This window comes from Nocardioides sp. CFH 31398 (genome assembly GCF_022436705.1).
Lineage (GTDB): Bacteria > Actinomycetota > Actinomycetes > Propionibacteriales > Nocardioidaceae > Nocardioides.
Map to the genome: position 1 here is coordinate 14105 of NZ_JAKUHT010000025.1, position 19489 is coordinate 33593.

A 19489-nucleotide genomic window follows, 5' to 3' on the forward strand; every position below is an offset into this window, starting at 1 on the left:
GGAGAACGATGACCTACCTCCAGCTCCTGCCCGCCGTCGACATCACCGAGGGCCGGGCCGTCCAGCTCGCCCAGGGCGTCGCCGGCTCCGGCAAGACCTACGGCGACCCGGTCGCCGCCGCGATGCGGTGGCAGGACGCCGGCTCGGAGTGGCTGCACCTCGTCGACCTCGACGCCGCCTTCGGCCGCGGGCAGAACCGCGCGCTCCAGGCGGAGATCGTCGGCGCCCTCGACATCGACGTCGAGATGAGCGGTGGCATCCGCGACGACGAGTCCCTCGAGGCCGCGCTGGCCACGGGCTGCCGGCGCGTCAACATCGGCACCGCCGCGCTCGAGCAGCCCGAGTGGTGCGCGAAGGTGATCGCGGAGCACGGCGACCGGATCGCGATCGGCCTCGACGTCCGCGGCCGCACCCTCGCCGCGCGCGGCTGGACCCGCGACGGCGGCGACCTGTACGACGTCCTCGCCCGGCTCGACTCCGAGGGCTGCGCGCGCTACGTCGTCACCGACGTCAACAAGGACGGCATGCTCGCCGGGCCGAACCTCGAGCTGCTGCGCGACGTCTGCGCGGCCACCGAGGCGCCGGTCATCGCGTCGGGCGGCGTCACGACGCTGGACGACCTCCGCGCGCTGATGGGCCTGGTCGACTCCGGCGTCGAGGGCGCCATCGCCGGCACCGCGCTCTACGAGGGCCGGTTCACCCTCGAGGACGCGCTCGCGCTGACCCGCGGGGACCACCCCGCCGGACCGACGTCGTGAGCCTCGCCGTCCGCGTCATCCCCTGCCTCGACGTCGACGCCGGGCGCGTGGTGAAGGGCGTGAACTTCGTCGACCTCCGCGACGCCGGCGACCCCGTCGAGCTGGCCCGGACCTACGACGCCGAGGGCGCCGACGAGCTCACGTTCCTCGACATCTCCGCCTCCCACCAGGGCCGCGAGACGACGCTCGAGATCGTGTCCGCGACGGCCGAGCAGGTCTTCATCCCGCTGACCGTCGGTGGGGGAGTGTCGTCGACCTCCGACGTCGACCGCCTGCTGCGGGCGGGCGCCGACAAGGTCGCGGTCAACACCGCTGCCATCCACCGCCCGGAGCTGGTCGCCGAGATCGCGGACCGCTTCGGCAACCAGGTGCTCGTCCTGTCGGTCGACGCCCGGCGTGCGGCCGGCACCGACAGCGGTTTCGAGGTCACCACCCACGGCGGGCGGAAGTCCGCCGGCCTGGACGCCCTGGCGTGGGCCGTCCGCGCCGCCGAGCTCGGCGCCGGCGAGATCCTGCTCAACGCGATGGACGCCGACGGCACCACCGACGGCTTCGACCTCGAGCTGATCGCCGCCGTGCGCGCGGCGGTCACCATCCCCGTCATCGCCTCCGGTGGCGCCGGGCGCGCCGAGCACTTCGCCCCCGCCGTCGACGCCGGCGCGGACGCCGTCCTCGCCGCCACCGTCTTCCACTTCGGCGACGTCTCCATCGGCGAGGCCAAGTCCGCCCTCGCCGCCGCCGGTCACCCCGTGCGCTGACCAGCCGGCCGAGGAGCCGGGTCGTCCGACGTCCGTGAGGCCCGGACGACGGCCCGGATCGTTGTCGGTGCCCAGGAATACCGTGCGCGGGGTACGACTTGTCCATCGGCACGGACCCCACCGTGCGCGCAGCGCCAGGAGGGCACAGGGCTTGAGTTCCGACACGTCGCAGGGCGCAGCGCCCGGCACCACGGAGAGCGAGCAGCCGGAGGAGTCGCTCGACCCCGAGCTCGCGCCCGACCACGGTGCGGCGCGCTCGGTCTCGATGCGCGACGGGCTGCACGTGCTCGCCGTCGGCATCCGTCGCCAGCCGTGGGTGTTCGCGATCTCGACCTTCGGCGGCGTGCTGTTCGGCGCGCTGACCGTCGCCGACGCCTGGGTGCTCGGGTGGGCCACCCAGAACGCCCTGATCCCGGCGATGCGCGACGGCGAGGTCGGCACCGGCGTGCTCGTCTCGGTCGTCGCGCTGTTCGTCGGCGTCGCCCTGCTGCGCGCGGTCGGGATCGTCGCCCGGCGCCTCGGGGCCGGGATCATGCAGTACCGGCTGCAGGCGGCGTACCGCCGCGAGGTCACCCGGCAGTACCTCGCCCTGCCCATGTCGTGGCACGCCCGCCACCCCACCGGCCAGCTGCTGAGCAACGCCAACGCGGACGTCGAGGCGGCCTGGTCGCCGATCGCGCCGCTGCCCATGGCGCTCGGCACCGTCGCGATGATGGTGATCGCCGTCGTCCAGATGCTCGCCGCCGACCTCGTCATGGCCGCAGTCGGTCTGCTCGTGTTCCCGGCCGTGATCGGCGTGAACCTCGTCTACCAGCGCCTCACCTCGCCCCTCATCACGCGCGCCCAGCAGCTCCGTGCGGAGGTCAGCGAGATCGCCCACGAGTCGTTCGACGGCGCCCTGGTCGTCAAGACGCTGGGTCGTGAGGCCGAGGAGACCGAGCGCTTCGGCGAGCGCGCCCGCGAGCTGCGCGACACCCTCGTCCGCGCCGGCCGCATCCGTGCGGCCTTCGACCCGGCGCTGGCGGCGCTGCCCAACCTCGGGGTCATGGTCGTGCTCGTCGTCGGCGTCTCGCGGGTGCTGAGCGGCGCGACCGACCCCGGCGCCGTCGTCACGGTCGCCTACCTGCTCACCGTCGTCTCGTTCCCCATCCGCTCGATCGGCTGGCTGCTCGGCGAGTTCCCGCGCAGCGTCGTGGGCTACCGGCGCGTCCACCACGTGCTCGACGAGACCGCCCGCATGCCGTACGGCGACGCGACCCTCCCGGAGCCGACCCGGGCCGCCAGCGGCACCCGGTTGGACGTCGAGCGGCTCGCCTTCTCCCACGTGCCCGGCCAGCCGCTGCTGCGCGACCTGTCCTTCAGCGTCGAGCCCGGGCGCACCGTCGCCCTCGTCGGCGCCACGGCCAGCGGCAAGAGCACCCTGACCGACCTCGTGACCCGTCTCGTCGACCCCGACGGCGGACGCCTGCTCGTCGACGGCGTCGACCTGCGCGACCTCGACCACGGCCAGCTGTCCACCGCGGTCTCCGTGGTCCCGCAGACCGCGTTCCTGTTCGACGACACCGTCCGCGGCAACGTCACGCTCGGCCACGACGTCACCGACGACGAGGTGTGGGCGGCGCTGCGGACCGCGCAGGCCGACGGGTTCGTCGCCGCGCTGGCGGGGCCGAACGGGGTGGGCCTCGACGCCCGCCTCGGCGAGCGCGGGACCAGCCTGTCGGGCGGCCAGCGGCAGCGCATCGCCCTGGCCCGCGCCCTCGTCCGCCGGCCGCGACTGCTCGTCCTGGACGACGCCACCTCGGCCGTCGACCCCGAGGTGGAGGGCCGCATCCTCGCCGCGCTCCGGGGCGCCGAGGACGAGGCCGGGGCGACCCTGCTCGTCGTCGCCTACCGCAAGGCCACGATCGCGCTCGCCGACGAGGTGCTCCACCTCGAGGGCGGACGGGTCGTCGGCCGGGGCACCCACGCCGAGCTGCTCGCCACGAGCCCGTCGTACGCCCGGCTGGTGAACGCCTACGACAGCGACCCCGACGTCGAGCCGGCCGGCGCCGCGGGGGGTGCACGGTGAGCACCCGCATGGACTCCGGCGACCAGATCGGCATGTGGGCGACGCTGCGCCGCGGCGTCGAGCACTCCCCGGAGCTGAAGCAGGGCATCGTCGGCACCCTGCTGCTGGCGCTGCTCTCGACCGGCGGCCAGGTCGTCGTCCCGATCGCCATCCAGCAGACCCTGGACAACGGGCTGGGCGCCGACGGCGGCCCCGACGTCGGCTTCACCGTCCGCATGGGGATCCTCGCGGCCGCCGCGGTGCTGCTGACCGGGGTGGCGTCCTACCTCATGACGACGCGGCTGTTCCGCACGGGCGAGGCGGGTCTGGCGACCCTGCGCACCGAGGCGTTCCGCCACGTCCACGACCTGCCGCTGCTGACCCAGAACACCGAGTCCCGCGGCGCCCTCGTCTCCCGCGTCACCAGCGACGTCGACCAGGTCAGCCAGTTCCTCGTCTTCGGGGGCATCCTCTTCGTCGTCAGCGTCGGGCAGGTCCTCGTCGCCACCGTCGTGATGGCGGTCTACTCCTGGCAGCTGACGATCGTCGTCTGGCTCGCCTTCGCCCCGCTGTTCCTGTCCCTGCGCTACTTCCAGCAGCGCCTCTCCGCGGCGTACGGCGTGGTGCGGCGCCAGGTCGGCACCATGCTGTCCGCGATCTCGGAGCCCGTCGTCGGCGCGGCCGTCGTCCGCACCTACGCCGTCGAGGACCGCACCCAGGCGCGCATCGACGAGGCCATCCGCCGCCACCAGCAGGCCAGCACCCGCGCCCAGGGCTTCACGGCCGTCTCGTTCTCGCTCGGCGGGCTCTCGGGCGGCCTGGCGAACGCCGGCGTGCTCGTCGTGGGCATCCAGCTCGGCCTCGCGGGGGACATCACGGCGGGGGAGGTCCTCGCGTTCGCCTTCATCGTCACGCTGTTCGTGGGACCGGTGCAGATGGGCACCCAGATCCTCACCGACGCCCAGCTCGCCATCGCCGGCTGGCGGCGCGTGATCGGGATCCTGGACACCCCGGCCGACCTCGTCGACCCCGGGGCCGACGGGGCCACGCTGCCCCGCGGGCCGATCGACGTCCGCTTCGACCACGTCACCTTCGCCTACCCCGGCGGCCCGCCGGTGCTGCGCGACGTCGACCTCGGGGTCGCCGCGGGGACCCGCCTGGCGGTCGTCGGGGAGACCGGGTCGGGCAAGTCGACCTTCGCCAAGCTGCTGACCCGGCTCATGGACCCGGCCGAGGGCGCCGTCCTGCTCGACGGCGTCGACCTGCGGCGCATCGACCAGCGGTCCCTGCGCTCGAGCGTCGTGCTCGTGCCGCAGGAGGGCTTCCTGTTCGACGACACGGTCGGCGCCAACATCCGCTATGGCCGGCTCGCCGCCACGGACGCCGAGATCCTCGAGGCGGCCCGCGACCTCGGCCTCGACGACTGGCTCGGGGGCCTGCCGCGCGGCCTCGCCACCCGCGTCGGGCAGCGCGGCGAGGCGCTGTCGGCGGGGGAGCGGCAGCTGGTCAGCCTGCTGCGCGCCCGCCTGGCCGACCCCGACCTGCTCGTGCTCGACGAGGCCACCAGCGCGGTCGACCCCGCGCTCGAGGTACGGATCGGCCGGGCGCTCGAGCGGCTGCTCGTCGGCCGGACCTCCGTGACCATCGCCCACCGGCTCACCACCGCCGAGAACGCCGACGAGGTCCTCGTCGTGGACGCCGGCCGCGTGGTCCAGCGCGGACCGCACGCCGCCCTGCTCGCCGAGGGCGGTACCTACGGCGCCCTGCACGCCTCCTGGGTCGCCCAGCAGGCGGTGTCGTGAGCGTGGGGACGCCCGCCGATACTGGGGCGGTGAGCTCCCTGGACCCCGCCGTCGCCGCCCGGCTGACCCGCAACGCCGACGGGCTGCTGCCCGCCGTCGTGCAGCAGCACGGCAGCGGCGAGGTGCTCATGCTGGCCTGGGTGGACGACGAGGCGCTGGCGCGCACGGTGGCGACCGGCCGCGCGACGTACTGGAGCCGGAGCCGCCGGGAGTACTGGGTGAAGGGCGAGACCTCCGGCCACCGGCAGTGGGTCCGCGAGGTGCGCCTCGACTGCGACGGCGACACCCTGCTGCTCGTCGTCGACCAGGAGGGCGCCGCCTGCCACACCGGCGCCCGCACCTGCTTCGAGGCCGACCTGGTGTGGAGCGCCGGTGACTGAGCCGGCCGACGGGCCGGACGCCGCCCCCGCGCAGCACACCGACACCCCGCCACGCCGCCGCAGCACGATGGGCCCGACGCTGCTCGTCGCCCTGGCGTCGGGGGCGCTGCTCGCCGTGGCCGGCGACCGGCCCTGGGTGGACGTCGAGGGCGCGCCCGAGCCCGTCGAGGGCGCCGGGCAGCAGGTCGTCACCGGTCTCGACCTCGCCACCACCAACCCGACCGTCACCGCGCTCGCCCTCGTCGCCCTGGCCGCCCTCGGGGTGGTGCTCGTGGTCCGCGGCGTGGTGCGCCGGGTGGTCGCCGGCGTCGCGCTGCTCGCCGCGCTCGGCGTCGCCGCGACCGTCGTCACCGGCTTCCTCGGCGTCGACGACCGTGTGGCCGCGGAGGTCGCCGACGGGCCCCTCGACGGGGCCGCCACCAGCTGGACCGCGTGGGCCTGGGCCTCGGCGCCCGCGGCGCTGCTGCTCGTCGTCGCGTGCGCCGTCGCCGTCCGCGACGTCCGGCGCTGGCCGGAGATGGGGCGGCGGTACGACGCCCCCACGACCACCGCGACCGCCCGCGGGCCGGCGACGAGCACGACCGACCTGTCGGAGCGCAGCGCACTCGAGATCTGGCGCGACCTCGACGAGGGTCGTGACCCGACGGAGGGCCCCCGCCCCTAGACTGTGCGTGGCATTCGCGCGACGACGAGGAGCACCCGGCATGGCCAGCAACCACGGCAACACCCCTGCGGCGTGGACGGCCGTCACGGTCGGCATCCTCGGGTTCGTGGTGGGTGGCATCGCCCTGATGCTGAGCCCCGTGAGCATGACCCTGTTCTGGGTCGGCGTCGCCCTCGGCATCGGCGCCCTGCCGGTCTTCGCCATCATGGCGAAGCTCGGCATGCACTGAGGACCACCACCTCGTGGGCGCCCGGGCCCGGCGCCTCGCCTCACCCCTCGCGGCGGGCGGCCTCGTGCTCGTCGCGACGGTCGCCCTCGCCGTCCGGGACCCGCACGAGCAGGGCTCCTGGGGGGTGTGCCCGACGGCGCTGCTCGGGTTGGACTGCCCCCTGTGCGGCAGCCTGCGGGCCGTCCACGACCTGACCGCGGGCGACCTGGGCGCCGCGGCGTCCTCCAACCTGCTGCTCGTGGTGGCCCTGCCGGTCGTCGTCGCCCTGTGGGTGCGGCGCGTCGTGCTGCTCAGCCGGGGCCCGGTGCCGCCGGTCGACCTGTCACGGGTGCCGCGCGGCGCCTGGTGGACGCTGGGCCTCGCCGTGGTCGCCTTCACCCTGCTGCGCAACACCGGCGTCCCGCCCGGGCCCTGGCTGGCCTCCTAGGGAGGGCACCCAGCCGGGTGAGAGACTGGGCCTGGCCCCCCGCCCCCGCTCGGGGCCGCACCCGTCCAGGAGGTCCGCAGATCATGTCGGTGCTCGACGACATCGTCGTCGGAGTCCGCGACGACCTGGAGCGCCGCCGAGCGGCGGTGCCCGCGGCCGACGTCCGCGCCGCCCTCGCCGACGCCCCCGCGCCCCGCGACCCGATGCCGCACCTGTCCGGTGGCGGCTCCAGCGTCATCGCCGAGGTCAAGCGCCGCAGCCCCAGCAAGGGCCACCTCGCGGAGATCCCCGACCCGACGGCGCTGGCCCGCGCGTACGCCGCCGGCGGCGCCGCGGCGATCAGCGTGCTCACCGAGGAGCGGCGCTTCGGCGGGTCGCTCGCCGACCTGGTCGCCGTCCGCGCGGCCGTCGACGTCCCGCTGCTGCGCAAGGACTTCGTGGTCGACGACTACCAGGTGCTCGAGGCCCGCGCCGCCGGCGCCGACCTCGTGCTGCTCATCGTGGCGGCGCTGGCCGACGACGACCTGCGGCGTCTGCACGACCTGGTCCGCGAGCTCGGCATGACGCCCCTCGTCGAGGTCCACGACGCGGAGGAGACGACCCGCGCGGTCGACCTCGGCGCCGGTCTCGTCGGGGTCAACGCCCGGAACCTCAAGACGCTGGAGGTGCACCCGGGGGTCTTCGCCGAGCTGGCGCCCCTGGTGCCCGCCGAGACGCCCCTGGTCGCCGAGTCCGGCGTCACCGGGGTCGCCGACGCACAGGCGTACGTCGACGCCGGGGCCCGCGCGGTCCTCGTCGGCGAGGCCCTGGTGCGCCACGGCGACCCCACCGGGGCCGTCGCCGCCATGACCGGCCTGAGGGCCGGCGTCCCGACCGAGATCGGAGGAGCACGATGACCGACGTCGTGAGCGAGCCCACCACCGTCACCGGGGTGGACACGCCCCCCGCCTCGCCCGCCCGGGGCCGCTGGGACGCCGACGAGCACGGCTGGTTCGGCGACTTCGGCGGGCGGTGGATCCCCGAGGCCCTCGTGGCCGCGCTCGAGGAGCTGACCGTCGCCTGGAAGGACGCGATGGCCGACGAGTCCTTCCTCGCCGAGCTCGACGCCGTCGGCCGGGAGTACGCCGGGCTGCCCAGCCCGCTGTACGAGGCCAAGGCGCTCTCCGAGAAGGCCGGCGTCCGGGTCCTGCTCAAGCGCGAGGACCTCCTGCACACCGGCGCGCACAAGATCCGCAACGTGCTCGGCCAGGCGCTGCTGACCAAGCGGATGGGCAAGAAGCGCGTCATCGCCGAGACCGGCGCCGGCCAGCACGGCGTCGCCAGCGCGACCGCGGCCGCCTTCTTCGGCCTCGACTGCACCGTCTACATGGGCGCGGTCGACACCCGTCGCCAGGCCCTCAACGTGGCCCGGATGCGGCTGCTGGGTGCCGAGGTCATCCCGGTGGAGTCCGGCAGCGCCACGCTGAAGGACGCCATCAACGAGGCCATGCGCGACTGGGTCGCCAGCGTCGACGAGACGGCGTACCTCTTCGGCACCGCGGCGGGGCCCCACCCGTTCCCGTCGCTGGTGCAGTCCTTCACCCGAGGCATCGGCGACGAGGCCCGCGCGCAGTGCCTGGAGCGCTACGGCCGCCTGCCCGACGCCGTGGCCGCCTGCGTCGGCGGCGGGTCGAACGCCATCGGCCTGTTCACCGCGTTCCTCGACGACCCCGACGTCGCCGTCTGGGGCTTCGAGGCCGGCGGCGACGGCGTCGACACCGACCGCCACGCCGCCACCATCGTCGGCGGGGGAGCCGGGGTGCTCCACGGCAGCCGGACCATGATCCTCGCCGACTCCGACGGGCAGACCGTCGAGTCGCACTCGGTCTCCGCGGGGCTCGACTACCCGGGCGTGGGCCCCCAGCACGCCCACCTCGCCGCCACCGGGCGCGCGTCCTACGAGGCGGTCACGGACACCGAGGCCATGGACGCCCTCGCGCTCCTGGCACGGACCGAGGGGATCATCCCCGCGATCGAGTCGGCGCACGCGATCGCCGGTGCCCTGAGGATCGGGCCGAGGCTGGCGGCCGAGCACGGCCCGGACGCCCTGCTGCTCGTCAACCTGTCGGGTCGCGGCGACAAGGACATGGTCACCGCCACCCGCTGGTTCGGCCTCGACCCGGAGACGGCCACCACCGACCCGGTCGGCGACCCCGACTCGGACCCCCGCGCATGAGCGCCACGACCCCGTCGGCGGCCCCGACGGCGGCTGCCGGCCGCACGATGGCCGACGCGTTCGCCACCGCCCGCGCGGAGGACCGCGCCGTCCTGCTCGGCTTCCTGCCCGCCGGCTTCCCCGACGTCGAGACGTCGGTCCGCGCCATGACCACGATGGTCGAGGCGGGTGTCGACGCGATCGAGGTCGGCCTGCCCTACACCGACCCGGTGCTCGACGGCCCCGTCATCCAGGCGGCCGCGCAGCAGGCGCTCGACGGCGGCTGCCGCACCGCCGAGGTGCTGCGGATCGTCTCCGAGGTCGCCGCGACCGGGGCGCCGACGCTCGTCATGACCTACTGGAACCCCGTCCTGGCGCACGGCGTCGAGCGGTTCGCCGACGGCCTCGTCGCCGCCGGGGGAGCGGGACTCATCACGCCGGACCTCACCCCCGACCACGGCGCCGACTGGATCGCCGCCGCCGACGACCGCGGCCTCGACAAGGTCTTCCTCGTCGCGCCCAGCTCGACCGACGCCCGCGTCGCCGAGACCGCGCGGGCGTGCCGGGGCTTTGTGTACGCCGCCGCCGTCATGGGCGTCACCGGCGCGCGGACGACGACCAGCTCGCTCGCCGGCCCGCTCGTGGCCCGCACGCGGGCCGTCACCGACACCCCCGTCGGCGTCGGCCTGGGGGTGTCGAACGGCGACCAGGCCGCCGAGGTGGCGTCGTACGCCGACGCCGTCATCGTGGGCTCCGCGTTCGTGCGCTGCCTGCTCGACGCCCCCGACACCGAGTCCGGCCTCGCCGCCCTGCGCGACGCCGCCACCGACCTGGCCGAGGGGGTCCGCCGGCGTGCGTGAGCGACTCCGCAGGACCGCGGCCGCCCTCGCCGTGGCCCCGCTGCTGCTGCTCGCCGCCTGCGGCGGCACCGAGCAGCTGGGCGACGCCGCCCCCGGCGCCCAGGGCGACGGGATGAACGGCGACGTCCTCGACGACCCGTACGTCGTCCCCGACGTGACGCTGACCGACACCGACGGCGCCCCCTACGACCTGGCCGCCGACACGACCGACCCGCTGACCCTGGTGTTCTTCGGGTTCACCAACTGCCCCGACATCTGCAACGTCGTGATGTCGTCGCTCGCGTCGGCGCGCACCCGGCTGTCGGACGCGCAGCGCGACGAGCTCGAGGTCGTCTTCGTGACCACCGACCCCGCCCGCGACGACGAGGACACCATCCGCGCCTACCTCGACCGGTTCGACCCGTCGTTCACGGGCCTGACCGGCGACCTCGGCTCCCTGCAGGAGGCCGCGGCCGCGTTCAGCATCTTCTTCGAGAAGGGCGAGAAGCTGCCCTCCGGCGGGTACGACGTCGCCCACGGCTCCTACGTCGCGGCCGTCGACGGCGACGACCGGGTCCCCGTCGTGTGGGACGAGCAGACGTCGGCGGCCGAGCTGGCCGAGGACGTCTCCGCCCTGCTCGAGGGGACCGAGCCCCGGTGACCGGCGTCCTGTCCATCCCGAGCCCCGCCACCGGGGTCTGGGAGCTGGGGCCCGTGCCGCTGCGCGGCTACGCGCTGTCGATCGTGCTCGGCGTCGTCCTGGCGATCTGGCTGTCGGAGCGCCGGTGGGCCGCCCGCGGCGGGCGCCGCGGCGAGATCAGCGACATCGCGCTGTGGGCGGTGCCGTTCGGGCTCGTCGGCGGCCGGCTCTACCACGTGGTCACCGACTGGCGGCTCTACTTCGGCGAGGGCCGTAACCCGGTCAGCGCCCTCTACGTCTGGAACGGCGGCCTCGGCATCTGGGGCGCCATCGCCCTCGGCGCCCTCGGCGCCTACATCGGCGCCCGCCGTGCCGGCATCCGCGTGGCGCCGGTCATGGACGTCCTGGCCCCCGGCGTGCTGCTCGGCCAGGCGGTCGGCCGGTGGGGCAACTGGTTCAACCAGGAGCTCTACGGCCGGCCCACCGACCTGCCGTGGGGCCTCGAGATCGACCCCGCGAACTGGCCGTCGGGGCAGGAGTTCGAGCCGGGGACGACGTTCCACCCCACGTTCCTCTACGAGTCGCTGTGGAGCCTCGCCGGCGTCGCGCTGCTCCTGCTGCTCGACCGCCGCCTGGCCATGGGCCGCGGGCGGCTGGTCGCGGCGTACGTGATGGTCTACACCGCCGGGCGCGGCTGGATCGAGATGCTGCGCATCGACGACGTCCAGATGAACGACGTCGGCGGCCTGCGCCTCAACGTGTGGACCTCCATCGTCGTCTTCGCGCTCGCCGCGGCGTACCTGCTGTGGACCCGCAGCCACCCGCCCGCGGACCCCGAGCCGATCTACACCGACGCCCGCCTCGGCCGCGACGCCGCCGAGACGGACGCCGGGCCCCCGGAGTCGACCACCACCACGGGGACCACACCCACCACGCCCGGCACGCCCACCACCACCGGGGCCGAGGGCGAGGACGCCGCCGCCGAACGGCGCACCGACTGACGCCGACCCCGGCGGGGAGGGTCCGGCGGGGGAGGGCCGGGGGCGTCCCCGTCCCGGGCGGGCCTCGCGGGGGTGGAGGCTGCACCACTCACTGATAATCTTCACGGTGGCGCATGGGCCAGCGTTGTCCCCTGCCCGCCGTGACCCACCGACTCGGCCGCACTCGCGACCGTCGACACGGGAGGCTTGCCACGTGCACCAGCCGTCCGCACCACCGCGCAGCTCCACCGGCTCCTTCGCCGGGGACCTCCCCGAGGCCCAGGGCCTGTACGACCCCGCCCGAGAGCACGACGCCTGCGGCGTCGCGTTCGTCGCGCGCATGTCCGGCGAGCCCGGGCACGAGGTCGTCCAGCAGGCCCTGACGGCCCTGCGCAACCTCGACCACCGCGGCGCCGCCGGCGCCGAGGTCAACTCCGGCGACGGCGCGGGCCTGCTGATGCAGGTCCCCGACGCCTTCCTCCGTGAGGTCGTCGACTTCGACCTGCCGGCCGCCCGCACGTACGCCGTCGGCACGGCCTTCCTGCCCGGCGACGCCGAGGAGGTCGCCAAGGCGCAGTCGCGCATCGAGGAGCTGGCCTCCGAGGAGGGCCTCACGGTCCTCGGGTGGCGCGACGTCCCGGTCGACCCCAGCGAGCTCGGCTCGATGGCGATCGGCGTGATGCCCACCTTCCGCCAGCTGTTCGTGGGCGGTGCCGGCGCGACCGTGACCGGGATGGCCCTGGAGCGGAAGGCCTTCTGCCTGCGCAAGCGCGCCGAGGCCGAGACCGGCGTCTACTTCCCGTCGCTGTCGTCGCGCACCCTGGTCTACAAGGGGATGCTCACCACCGAGCAGCTCGACGGCTTCTTCGCCGACCTCCGCGACGAGCGCGTCGCGACCGCGCTGGCCGTCGTCCACTCGCGGTTCTCGACCAACACGTTCCCGAGCTGGCCGCTGGCGCACCCGTTCCGGTTCATCGCCCACAACGGCGAGATCAACACCGTGATGGGCAACCGGAACTGGATGCGCGCCCGCGAGGCGCTGCTCGAGTCCGACCTGCTGGGCGGCGACCTCGAGCGCCTCTTCCCGATCTGCACCCCGGGCGCCTCGGACTCCGCCTCGTTCGACGAGGTCCTGGAGCTCCTGCACCTCGGCGGCCGCTCGCTGCCCCACTCGGTGCTGATGATGATCCCGGAGGCCTGGGAGAACCACACCGAGATGGACCCCGCGCTGCGGGCGTTCTACGAGTTCCACTCGACGATGATGGAGCCGTGGGACGGCCCCGCCTGCGTCGTCTTCACCGACGGCTCGCAGATCGGCGCCGTGCTCGACCGCAACGGCCTGCGCCCCTCGCGCTACTGGGTCACCGACGACGGCCTCGTCGTCCTCGCCTCCGAGGTCGGCGTGCTCGACATCGACCCGGCCACCGTCGTGCGCAAGGGCCGGCTCAAGCCGGGCCGCATGTTCCTCGTCGACACCGAGGAGCACCGCATCGTCGAGGACGAGGAGATCAAGGCGGACCTCGCCGCCGAGCACCCGTACGACGAGTGGCTGCACGGCGGCATGCTCCACCTCGACGACGTCCCGCAGCGCGAGCACGTCGTCCACACCCACGCCTCGGTCACGCGGCGCCAGCAGATCTTCGGCTACACCGAGGAGGAGCTGCGGGTCCTGCTGACCCCGATGGCCAACACCGCCGCCGAGCCGATCGGCTCGATGGGCACCGACACGCCCATCGCGGCGCTGTCGACCAAGCCCCGGCTGGTCTTCGACTACTTCAGCCAGCTGTTCGCGCAGGTCACCAACCCGCCGCTGGACGCCATCCGGGAGGAGCTCGTCACCTCCCTGCACGGCTCCATCGGGCCCGAGGCCAACCTCCTGGAGCCGACGCCGGCGTCGTGCCGCCAGCTGGTCCTGCCGTTCCCGGTGTTCGACAACGACGACCTCGCGAAGATCCGCCACATCAACCGTGACGGCGACATGCCGGGCTTCGAGGTCCACATCGTCCGGGGCCTGTACGACGTCGAGGGCGGCGGCGAGGCCCTCGCGGCCCGCCTCGACGAGCTGTGCGCGGAGGTGTCGGAGGCCATCGCCGGTGGCGCCCGCGTCATCGTCCTCTCGGACCGCCACTCGACGCGCGAGCTCGCGCCGATCCCGTCGCTGCTGCTGACCGGCGCGGTCCACCACCACCTGGTCCGCGAGAAGACCCGCACCCAGGTCGGTCTCCTCGTCGAGGCCGGCGACGTCCGCGAGGTCCACCACGTGGCCCTGCTCGTCGGGTACGGCGCCGCGGCGGTGAACCCGTACCTCGCGCTCGAGTCCGTCGAGGACCTCGCCCGCGAGCACTACTACGTCACCGCCGAGCCCGAGCAGGCCCTCAAGAACCTCGTGAAGGCTCTCGGCAAGGGCGTGCTCAAGGTGATGTCGAAGATGGGCGTCTCCACCGTGGCGTCGTACACGGGGGCGCAGATCTTCGAGGCCGTCGGCCTGAGCCAGGCCGTGGTCGACCGGTACTTCACGGGCACGACGTCCAAGCTCGGCGGCGTCGACCTCGACGTCATCGCGCAGGAGGTCGCCGCGCGCCACGCGACGGCGTACCCCCGCGGCGGCATCGCGCCGGCCCACCGCGAGCTCCTGGTGGGCGGCGAGTACCAGTGGCGTCGCGACGGCGAGCCCCACCTCTTCGACCCCGACACGGTCTTCCGGCTGCAGCACGCCACCCGTCAGGGCAAGTACGACGTGTTCAAGCAGTACACGGAGAAGGTCGACGGCCAGTCGGCCCGCCTGATGACGCTGCGCGGCCTGTTCGCCCTGCGCAACGCCGAGGAGGTCGGCCGCCAGCCCGTCCCGATCGACGAGGTCGAGCCGGTCAGCGAGATCGTCAAGCGGTTCTCGACCGGCGCGATGAGCTACGGCTCCATCAGCGGCGAGGCCCACGAGACCCTCGCGGTCGCGATGAACCGCCTCGGCGGCAAGTCGAACACCGGCGAGGGCGGCGAGGACGCCGACCGTCTCTACGACCCGACCCGGCGCAGCTCGATCAAGCAGGTCGCCTCGGGCCGCTTCGGCGTGACGGCGGAGTACCTCACCAACGCCGACGACATCCAGATCAAGATGGCGCAGGGCGCGAAGCCCGGCGAGGGCGGCCAGCTGCCCGGCCACAAGGTGTACCCGTGGGTGGCGAAGACCCGGCACTCGACGCCGGGCGTGGGGCTGATCTCCCCGCCGCCGCACCACGACATCTACTCGATCGAGGACCTCGCCCAGCTGATCCACGACCTGAAGAACGCGAACCCGCAGGCCCGGGTCCACGTGAAGCTGGTCGCCGAGGTAGGCGTCGGCACGGTCGCCGCAGGCGTCTCGAAGGCCCACGCGGACGTCGTCCTCATCTCCGGTCACGACGGCGGCACCGGCGCGGCGCCGCTCACCTCGCTGAAGCACGCGGGCGGGCCCTGGGAGCTGGGCCTCGCCGAGACCCAGCAGACCCTGCTGCTCAACGGGCTGCGCGACCGGATCGTCGTCCAGGCCGACGGCCAGATGAAGACCGGCCGCGACGTCGTCGTCGCGGCGCTGCTGGGCGCCGAGGAGTTCGGCTTCGCGACCGCGCCGCTGGTCGTCTCGGGCTGCATCATGATGCGGGTCTGCCACCTCGACACCTGCCCGGTGGGCGTGGCGACGCAGAACCCGGTGCTCCGCGAGCGCTACTCGGGCAAGGCCGACTTCGTCGTGACCTTCTTCGAGTACGTCGCGCAGGAGGTGCGCGAGTACCTCGCCGAGCTCGGCTTCCGCAGCCTCGACGAGGCCATCGGCCACGTGGAGTCCCTCGACACCCGTCGCGCGGTGGAGCACTGGAAGGCCGCCGGGCTCGACCTGGCACCGGTGCTGCACAAGCCCGAGCTGCCCGAGGGCGCCGCGCTGCGGTGCGTCACCAGCCAGGACCACGGCCTCGGGGCGGCGCTGGACAACCGGCTCGTCGAGATCGCCGAGCCGGCGCTGGAGCGCCGCGAGCCCGTCCGGGCGCAGCTCGAGATCCGCAACGTCAACCGCACGGTCGGCACGATCCTCAGCCACGAGGTGACCAAGCGGTACCGCGGCGAGGGCCTGCCCGACGGCACGATCGACCTGACCGTGACCGGCTCGGCCGGCCAGTCGTTCGGGGCGTTCGTGACCTCCGGCATCACGCTGCGCCTCGAGGGCGACGCCAACGACTACGTCGGCAAGGGCCTGTGCGGCGGCCGCGTCGTCGTCCGCCCCGACCGCGCGGCGACGTTCGAGGCGCGGCACCAGATCATCGCCGGCAACGTCATCGGGTACGGCGCCACCTCGGGTGAGATCTTCATCCGCGGCGGCGTGGGGGAGCGGTTCTGCGTCCGCAACTCCGGTGCCCTCGCCGTCGTCGAGGAGGTCGGCGACCACGCGCTGGAGTACATGACCGGCGGGCGCGTCGTCGTCCTCGGTCCCACGGGCCGCAACGTCGGCGCGGGCATGTCGGGCGGGGTCGCCTGGATCCTCGACCTCGACCGCGGCCGCATGAACACCCAGGCCATGGACGGCGGCCAGCTCGAGCTGGGCCCCGTCGTCGAGGAGGCGGCCGAGGAGCTGCACGACCTGGTGCGGCGCCACCACGAGGAGACGGGCTCGGACGTCGCCGAGGAGCTGCTGGCCGACTGGCCCGCCGCCCTGGAGCGGTTCACCGAGGTGGTCCCGACCGAGTTCCGCAAGGTGCTGGACGCGCAGGCCGCCGCCGAGGCCGAGGGCCTCGACGAGCAGCAGACCGCCCAGAAGATGATGGAGGCGTTGCATGGCTGACCCCAAGGGCTTCCTCAAGGCCGGCCGCGAGGTCGCGGACCGCCGTCCCGTCGAGGAGCGGAAGAACGACTGGCACGAGGTCTACCCGGGCTCCCCGGGCCGGGCGCTGCTGCCGATCATCACCGAGCAGGCCGGGCGGTGCATGGACTGCGGGATCCCGTTCTGCCACCAGGGCTGCCCGCTGGGCAACATCATCCCGGAGTGGAACGACCTGGTCTGGCGCGACGACTGGGACGGCGCGATCGAGCGGCTGCACGCGACGAACAATTTCCCGGAGTTCACCGGGCGGCTGTGCCCCGCCCCCTGCGAGACCGCCTGCGTCCTGGGCATCAACCAGGACCCGGTCACCATCAAGAACGTCGAGGTCTCGATCATCGACCGCGCCTGGGAGTCCGGCGCGGTGCGCCCGCAGCCGCCGGAGTGGCTCTCGGGCCGCACGGTCGCGGTGATCGGCTCCGGCCCGGCCGGGCTAGCCGCCGCCCAGCAGCTCACCCGGGCCGGCCACACCGTGGCGGTCTACGAGCGCGCCGACAAGATCGGCGGCCTGCTGCGCTACGGCATCCCCGAGTTCAAGATGGAGAAGCGGCACCTCGACAAGCGCCTCGACCAGATGCGCCGCGAGGGCACGGTCTTCCGCGCGGGCGTGGAGGTCGGCAAGGACCTCTCCGCCGAGGACCTGCGCCACCGCTACGACGCCGTCGTGCTCGCCATCGGCTCGACCATCGGCCGGGACCTGCCGGCGCCGGGGCGCGACCTCGGCGGCATCCACCAGGCCATGGACTTCCTGCCCCAGGGCAACCGCGCCGCGCTCGGCGAGGAGGTCACCGGCCAGGTCACCGCCGAGGGCAAGGACGTCGTCATCATCGGTGGCGGCGACACCGGCGCGGACTGCCTGGGGACGTCGATCCGCCAGGGCGCCCGGTCCATCACGCAGCTCGAGATCATGCCCCGCCCCGCCGACGAGCGCCCGTCCGCGCAGCCGTGGCCGACGTACCCGATGACCTACAAGGTCTCCTCGGCCCACGAGGAGGGCGGCGACCGCGTGTACGCCGTCTCGACCAAGGAGTTCCTCGGCGACGACGACGGCAACGTCAGCGCGCTGCGGCTGGTCGAGGTCGAGATTCGCGACGGCCGCTTCGAGGAGGTCGAGGGCTCGGAGCGCGAGATCCCGGCGCAGCTCGTGCTGCTGGCCATGGGCTTCACCGGCCCCGAGCAGGGTGAGCTGGTCCCGGGCCTCGGGGTGGAGCTCGACGAGCGCGGCAACGTCCGCCGCGACGACGCCTACGCCTCGTCGGTGCCGGGCGTGTTCGTGGCCGGCGACGCCGGTCGCGGCCAGTCGCTGATCGTGTGGGCCATCGCCGAGGGCCGCGCGGCGGCCGCCTCGGTCGACGCCTACCTCACCGGCTCGACGAACCTGCCGAGCCCGATCCGCGCCTCGGAGCGACCGCTCACCGTCTGACGCCGTTCACGTCGGCCTTACCGGTTTGAACGTTCAAACCGGTAGGGTCGACGTGTGCGTAGAGCCAAGATCGTCTGCACCCTCGGCCCGGCCACCTCGAGCGAGCGCCGCATCCGCGAGCTCGTCTACGCGGGGATGGACGTCGCCCGGCTGAACATGAGCCACGGCACCCACGACGACCACCGCGAGAGCTACCGGCTGGTCCGCGAGGCCGCCGACGCCAGCGGTCACGGCGTGGCGATCCTCGCCGACCTGCAGGGCCCGAAGATCCGCCTCGGCCGGATCGCCGACGGCCCGGTGACCCTGCACCGCGGCCAGGAGTGGACCATCACCACCCGCGACGTCCCGGGTGACGCCGAGATCGCCAGCACGACGTACGCCGGCCTGCCGGGCGACGTCGCGACCGGCGACCCGATCCTCATCGACGACGGCAAGGTGCGCCTGCGGGTGCTCGAGGTCGTGGACGGCACCGACGTGCGCTGCGAGGTCCTCGTCGGCGGCCCGGTCAGCAACCACAAGGGCATCAACCTGCCCGGTGTCGCCGTCTCCGTCCCCGCCCTGAGCGAGAAGGACGTCGACGACCTCCGCTTCGCGCTGCGCCTCGGCGTCGACTTCATCGCCCTGAGCTTCGTGCGCGACGCGGCGGACGCGGCCGACGTCCGGGCGATCATGGACTCCGAGGGCGTCCACCTCCCGATCATCGCCAAGATCGAGAAGCCGCAGGCGATCGAGAACCTCGACGCGGTCGTCGAGGCGTTCGACGCGTTCATGGTCGCCCGCGGCGACCTGGGCGTGGAGTGTCCCCTCGAGGAGGTGCCGTTCCTCCAGAAGCGGGTGATCGACAAGGCCCGGCGCAACGCCAAGCCCGTGATCGTGGCGACGCAGATGCTCGACTCGATGATCCACAACCCGGCCCCGACCCGCGCGGAGGCCACCGACGTCGCGAACGCCGTCCTCGACGGCGCGGACGCCGTCATGCTGTCCGGCGAGACGAGCGTCGGCGACTACCCCGTGCACACGGTCGAGACCATGGCGCGCATCGTCGGGGCCACCGAGGACCACGGCCGCGACAACATGGTCAAGATCGAGTGGAACCCCCACACCCGCGGCGGCGTCATCGCCAAGGCGGCCGCGGAGGTCGCGGAGCGGGTCGGTGCCAAGTACCTCGTGTCCTTCACCCAGAGCGGCGACTCCGCGCGACGCCTGTCCCGCCTGCGCGGGCCGATCCCGACGCTGGCGTTCACCCCCGAGGACCGGGTCCGCTCCCAGCTGGCCATGACCTGGGGCGTCGAGACGTTCCGCACCGCCGCGGTCGAGCACACCGACGAGATGGTCCGCCAGGTCGACGAGCAGCTCCTGCGCATCGGCCGGGTCACCGAGGGCGACCTCGTCGTCATCATCGCGGGCAGCCCGCCCGGCATCCCCGGCTCCACCAACGCGCTGCGCATCCACCGCATGGGCGACGCGATCAACGAGGTGGCGCCGGCGTACCGCCGGGCCTGAGC

16 protein-coding genes are annotated in these 19489 nt (G+C 74.0%); all 16 read left to right on the forward strand.

What is annotated here, in order from left to right; all coding sequences use genetic code 11:
• Positions 1-8: 8 nt before the first annotated feature.
• The 16 genes from priA (at position 9) to pyk (ending at position 19487) form a co-directional block, all read left to right on the forward strand.
• Complete coding sequence (gene priA / locus MJ876_RS17370) at positions 9-758, forward strand: bifunctional 1-(5-phosphoribosyl)-5-((5-phosphoribosylamino)methylideneamino)imidazole-4-carboxamide isomerase/phosphoribosylanthranilate isomerase PriA (RefSeq protein ID WP_240238292.1); 750 nt, start codon at positions 9-11, stop codon at positions 756-758.
• Positions 755-1516, forward strand: a complete 762-nt coding sequence (hisF, locus tag MJ876_RS17375) for an imidazole glycerol phosphate synthase subunit HisF (protein ID WP_240238294.1) — start codon at positions 755-757, stop codon at positions 1514-1516. Before priA ends, hisF begins: the two co-directional genes overlap by 4 nt.
• Before the next feature lie 151 nt (positions 1517-1667).
• Positions 1668-3584 carry an ABC transporter ATP-binding protein gene (locus tag MJ876_RS17380; protein ID WP_308192617.1) on the forward strand — a complete coding sequence of 639 codons (1917 nt, stop codon included), beginning with the start codon at positions 1668-1670 and terminating at the stop codon, positions 3582-3584.
• The gene (locus MJ876_RS17385; protein WP_308192618.1) at positions 3581-5365 is read left to right on the forward strand and encodes an ABC transporter ATP-binding protein; all 1785 of its coding nucleotides are present in this window, start codon (positions 3581-3583) and stop codon (positions 5363-5365) included. The genes MJ876_RS17380 and MJ876_RS17385 overlap by 4 nt, the downstream gene beginning before the upstream one ends.
• A 29-nt stretch (positions 5366-5394) precedes the next feature.
• Positions 5395-5745: a phosphoribosyl-AMP cyclohydrolase gene (gene hisI / locus MJ876_RS17390; RefSeq protein WP_240238296.1), complete on the forward strand. Its 351-nt coding sequence runs from the start codon at positions 5395-5397 to the stop codon at positions 5743-5745.
• Entirely contained in the window at positions 5738-6409 is a 672-nt protein-coding gene (locus tag MJ876_RS17395) for a Trp biosynthesis-associated membrane protein (RefSeq protein ID WP_240238298.1), read from the forward strand. The genes hisI and MJ876_RS17395 overlap by 8 nt, the downstream gene beginning before the upstream one ends.
• 40 nt (positions 6410-6449) lie before the next feature.
• Complete coding sequence (locus MJ876_RS17400) at positions 6450-6638, forward strand: HGxxPAAW family protein (protein WP_240238300.1); 189 nt, start codon at positions 6450-6452, stop codon at positions 6636-6638.
• A gap of 13 nt (positions 6639-6651) precedes the next feature.
• Entirely contained in the window at positions 6652-7065 is a 414-nt protein-coding gene (locus MJ876_RS17405) for a DUF2752 domain-containing protein (RefSeq protein ID WP_240238302.1), read from the forward strand.
• A gap of 83 nt (positions 7066-7148) precedes the next feature.
• Positions 7149-7961 carry an indole-3-glycerol phosphate synthase TrpC gene (gene trpC, locus MJ876_RS17410; RefSeq protein ID WP_240238304.1) on the forward strand — a complete coding sequence of 271 codons (813 nt, stop codon included), beginning with the start codon at positions 7149-7151 and terminating at the stop codon, positions 7959-7961.
• Positions 7958-9280, forward strand: coding sequence for a tryptophan synthase subunit beta (gene trpB / locus MJ876_RS17415; RefSeq protein WP_240238306.1), 1323 nt, complete (start codon positions 7958-7960; stop codon positions 9278-9280). Before trpC ends, trpB begins: the two co-directional genes overlap by 4 nt.
• The gene (gene trpA / locus MJ876_RS17420; RefSeq protein ID WP_240238308.1) at positions 9277-10119 is read left to right on the forward strand and encodes a tryptophan synthase subunit alpha; all 843 of its coding nucleotides are present in this window, start codon (positions 9277-9279) and stop codon (positions 10117-10119) included. The genes trpB and trpA overlap by 4 nt, the downstream gene beginning before the upstream one ends.
• A complete protein-coding gene (locus MJ876_RS17425; RefSeq protein ID WP_240238310.1) occupies positions 10112-10759 on the forward strand; it encodes an SCO family protein in 648 nt (215 codons plus the stop codon). Before trpA ends, MJ876_RS17425 begins: the two co-directional genes overlap by 8 nt.
• Positions 10756-11739 carry a prolipoprotein diacylglyceryl transferase gene (gene lgt, locus MJ876_RS17430; protein WP_240238312.1) on the forward strand — a complete coding sequence of 328 codons (984 nt, stop codon included), beginning with the start codon at positions 10756-10758 and terminating at the stop codon, positions 11737-11739. Before MJ876_RS17425 ends, lgt begins: the two co-directional genes overlap by 4 nt.
• A gap of 319 nt (positions 11740-12058) precedes the next feature.
• Entirely contained in the window at positions 12059-16525 is a 4467-nt protein-coding gene (gltB, locus tag MJ876_RS17435; protein WP_240238431.1) for a glutamate synthase large subunit, read from the forward strand.
• Entirely contained in the window at positions 16518-17984 is a 1467-nt protein-coding gene (locus MJ876_RS17440) for a glutamate synthase subunit beta (RefSeq protein ID WP_240238314.1), read from the forward strand. Before gltB ends, MJ876_RS17440 begins: the two co-directional genes overlap by 8 nt.
• A 54-nt stretch (positions 17985-18038) precedes the next feature.
• Entirely contained in the window at positions 18039-19487 is a 1449-nt protein-coding gene (gene pyk, locus MJ876_RS17445; RefSeq protein WP_240238316.1) for a pyruvate kinase, read from the forward strand.
• Positions 19488-19489: the final 2 nt, after the last annotated feature.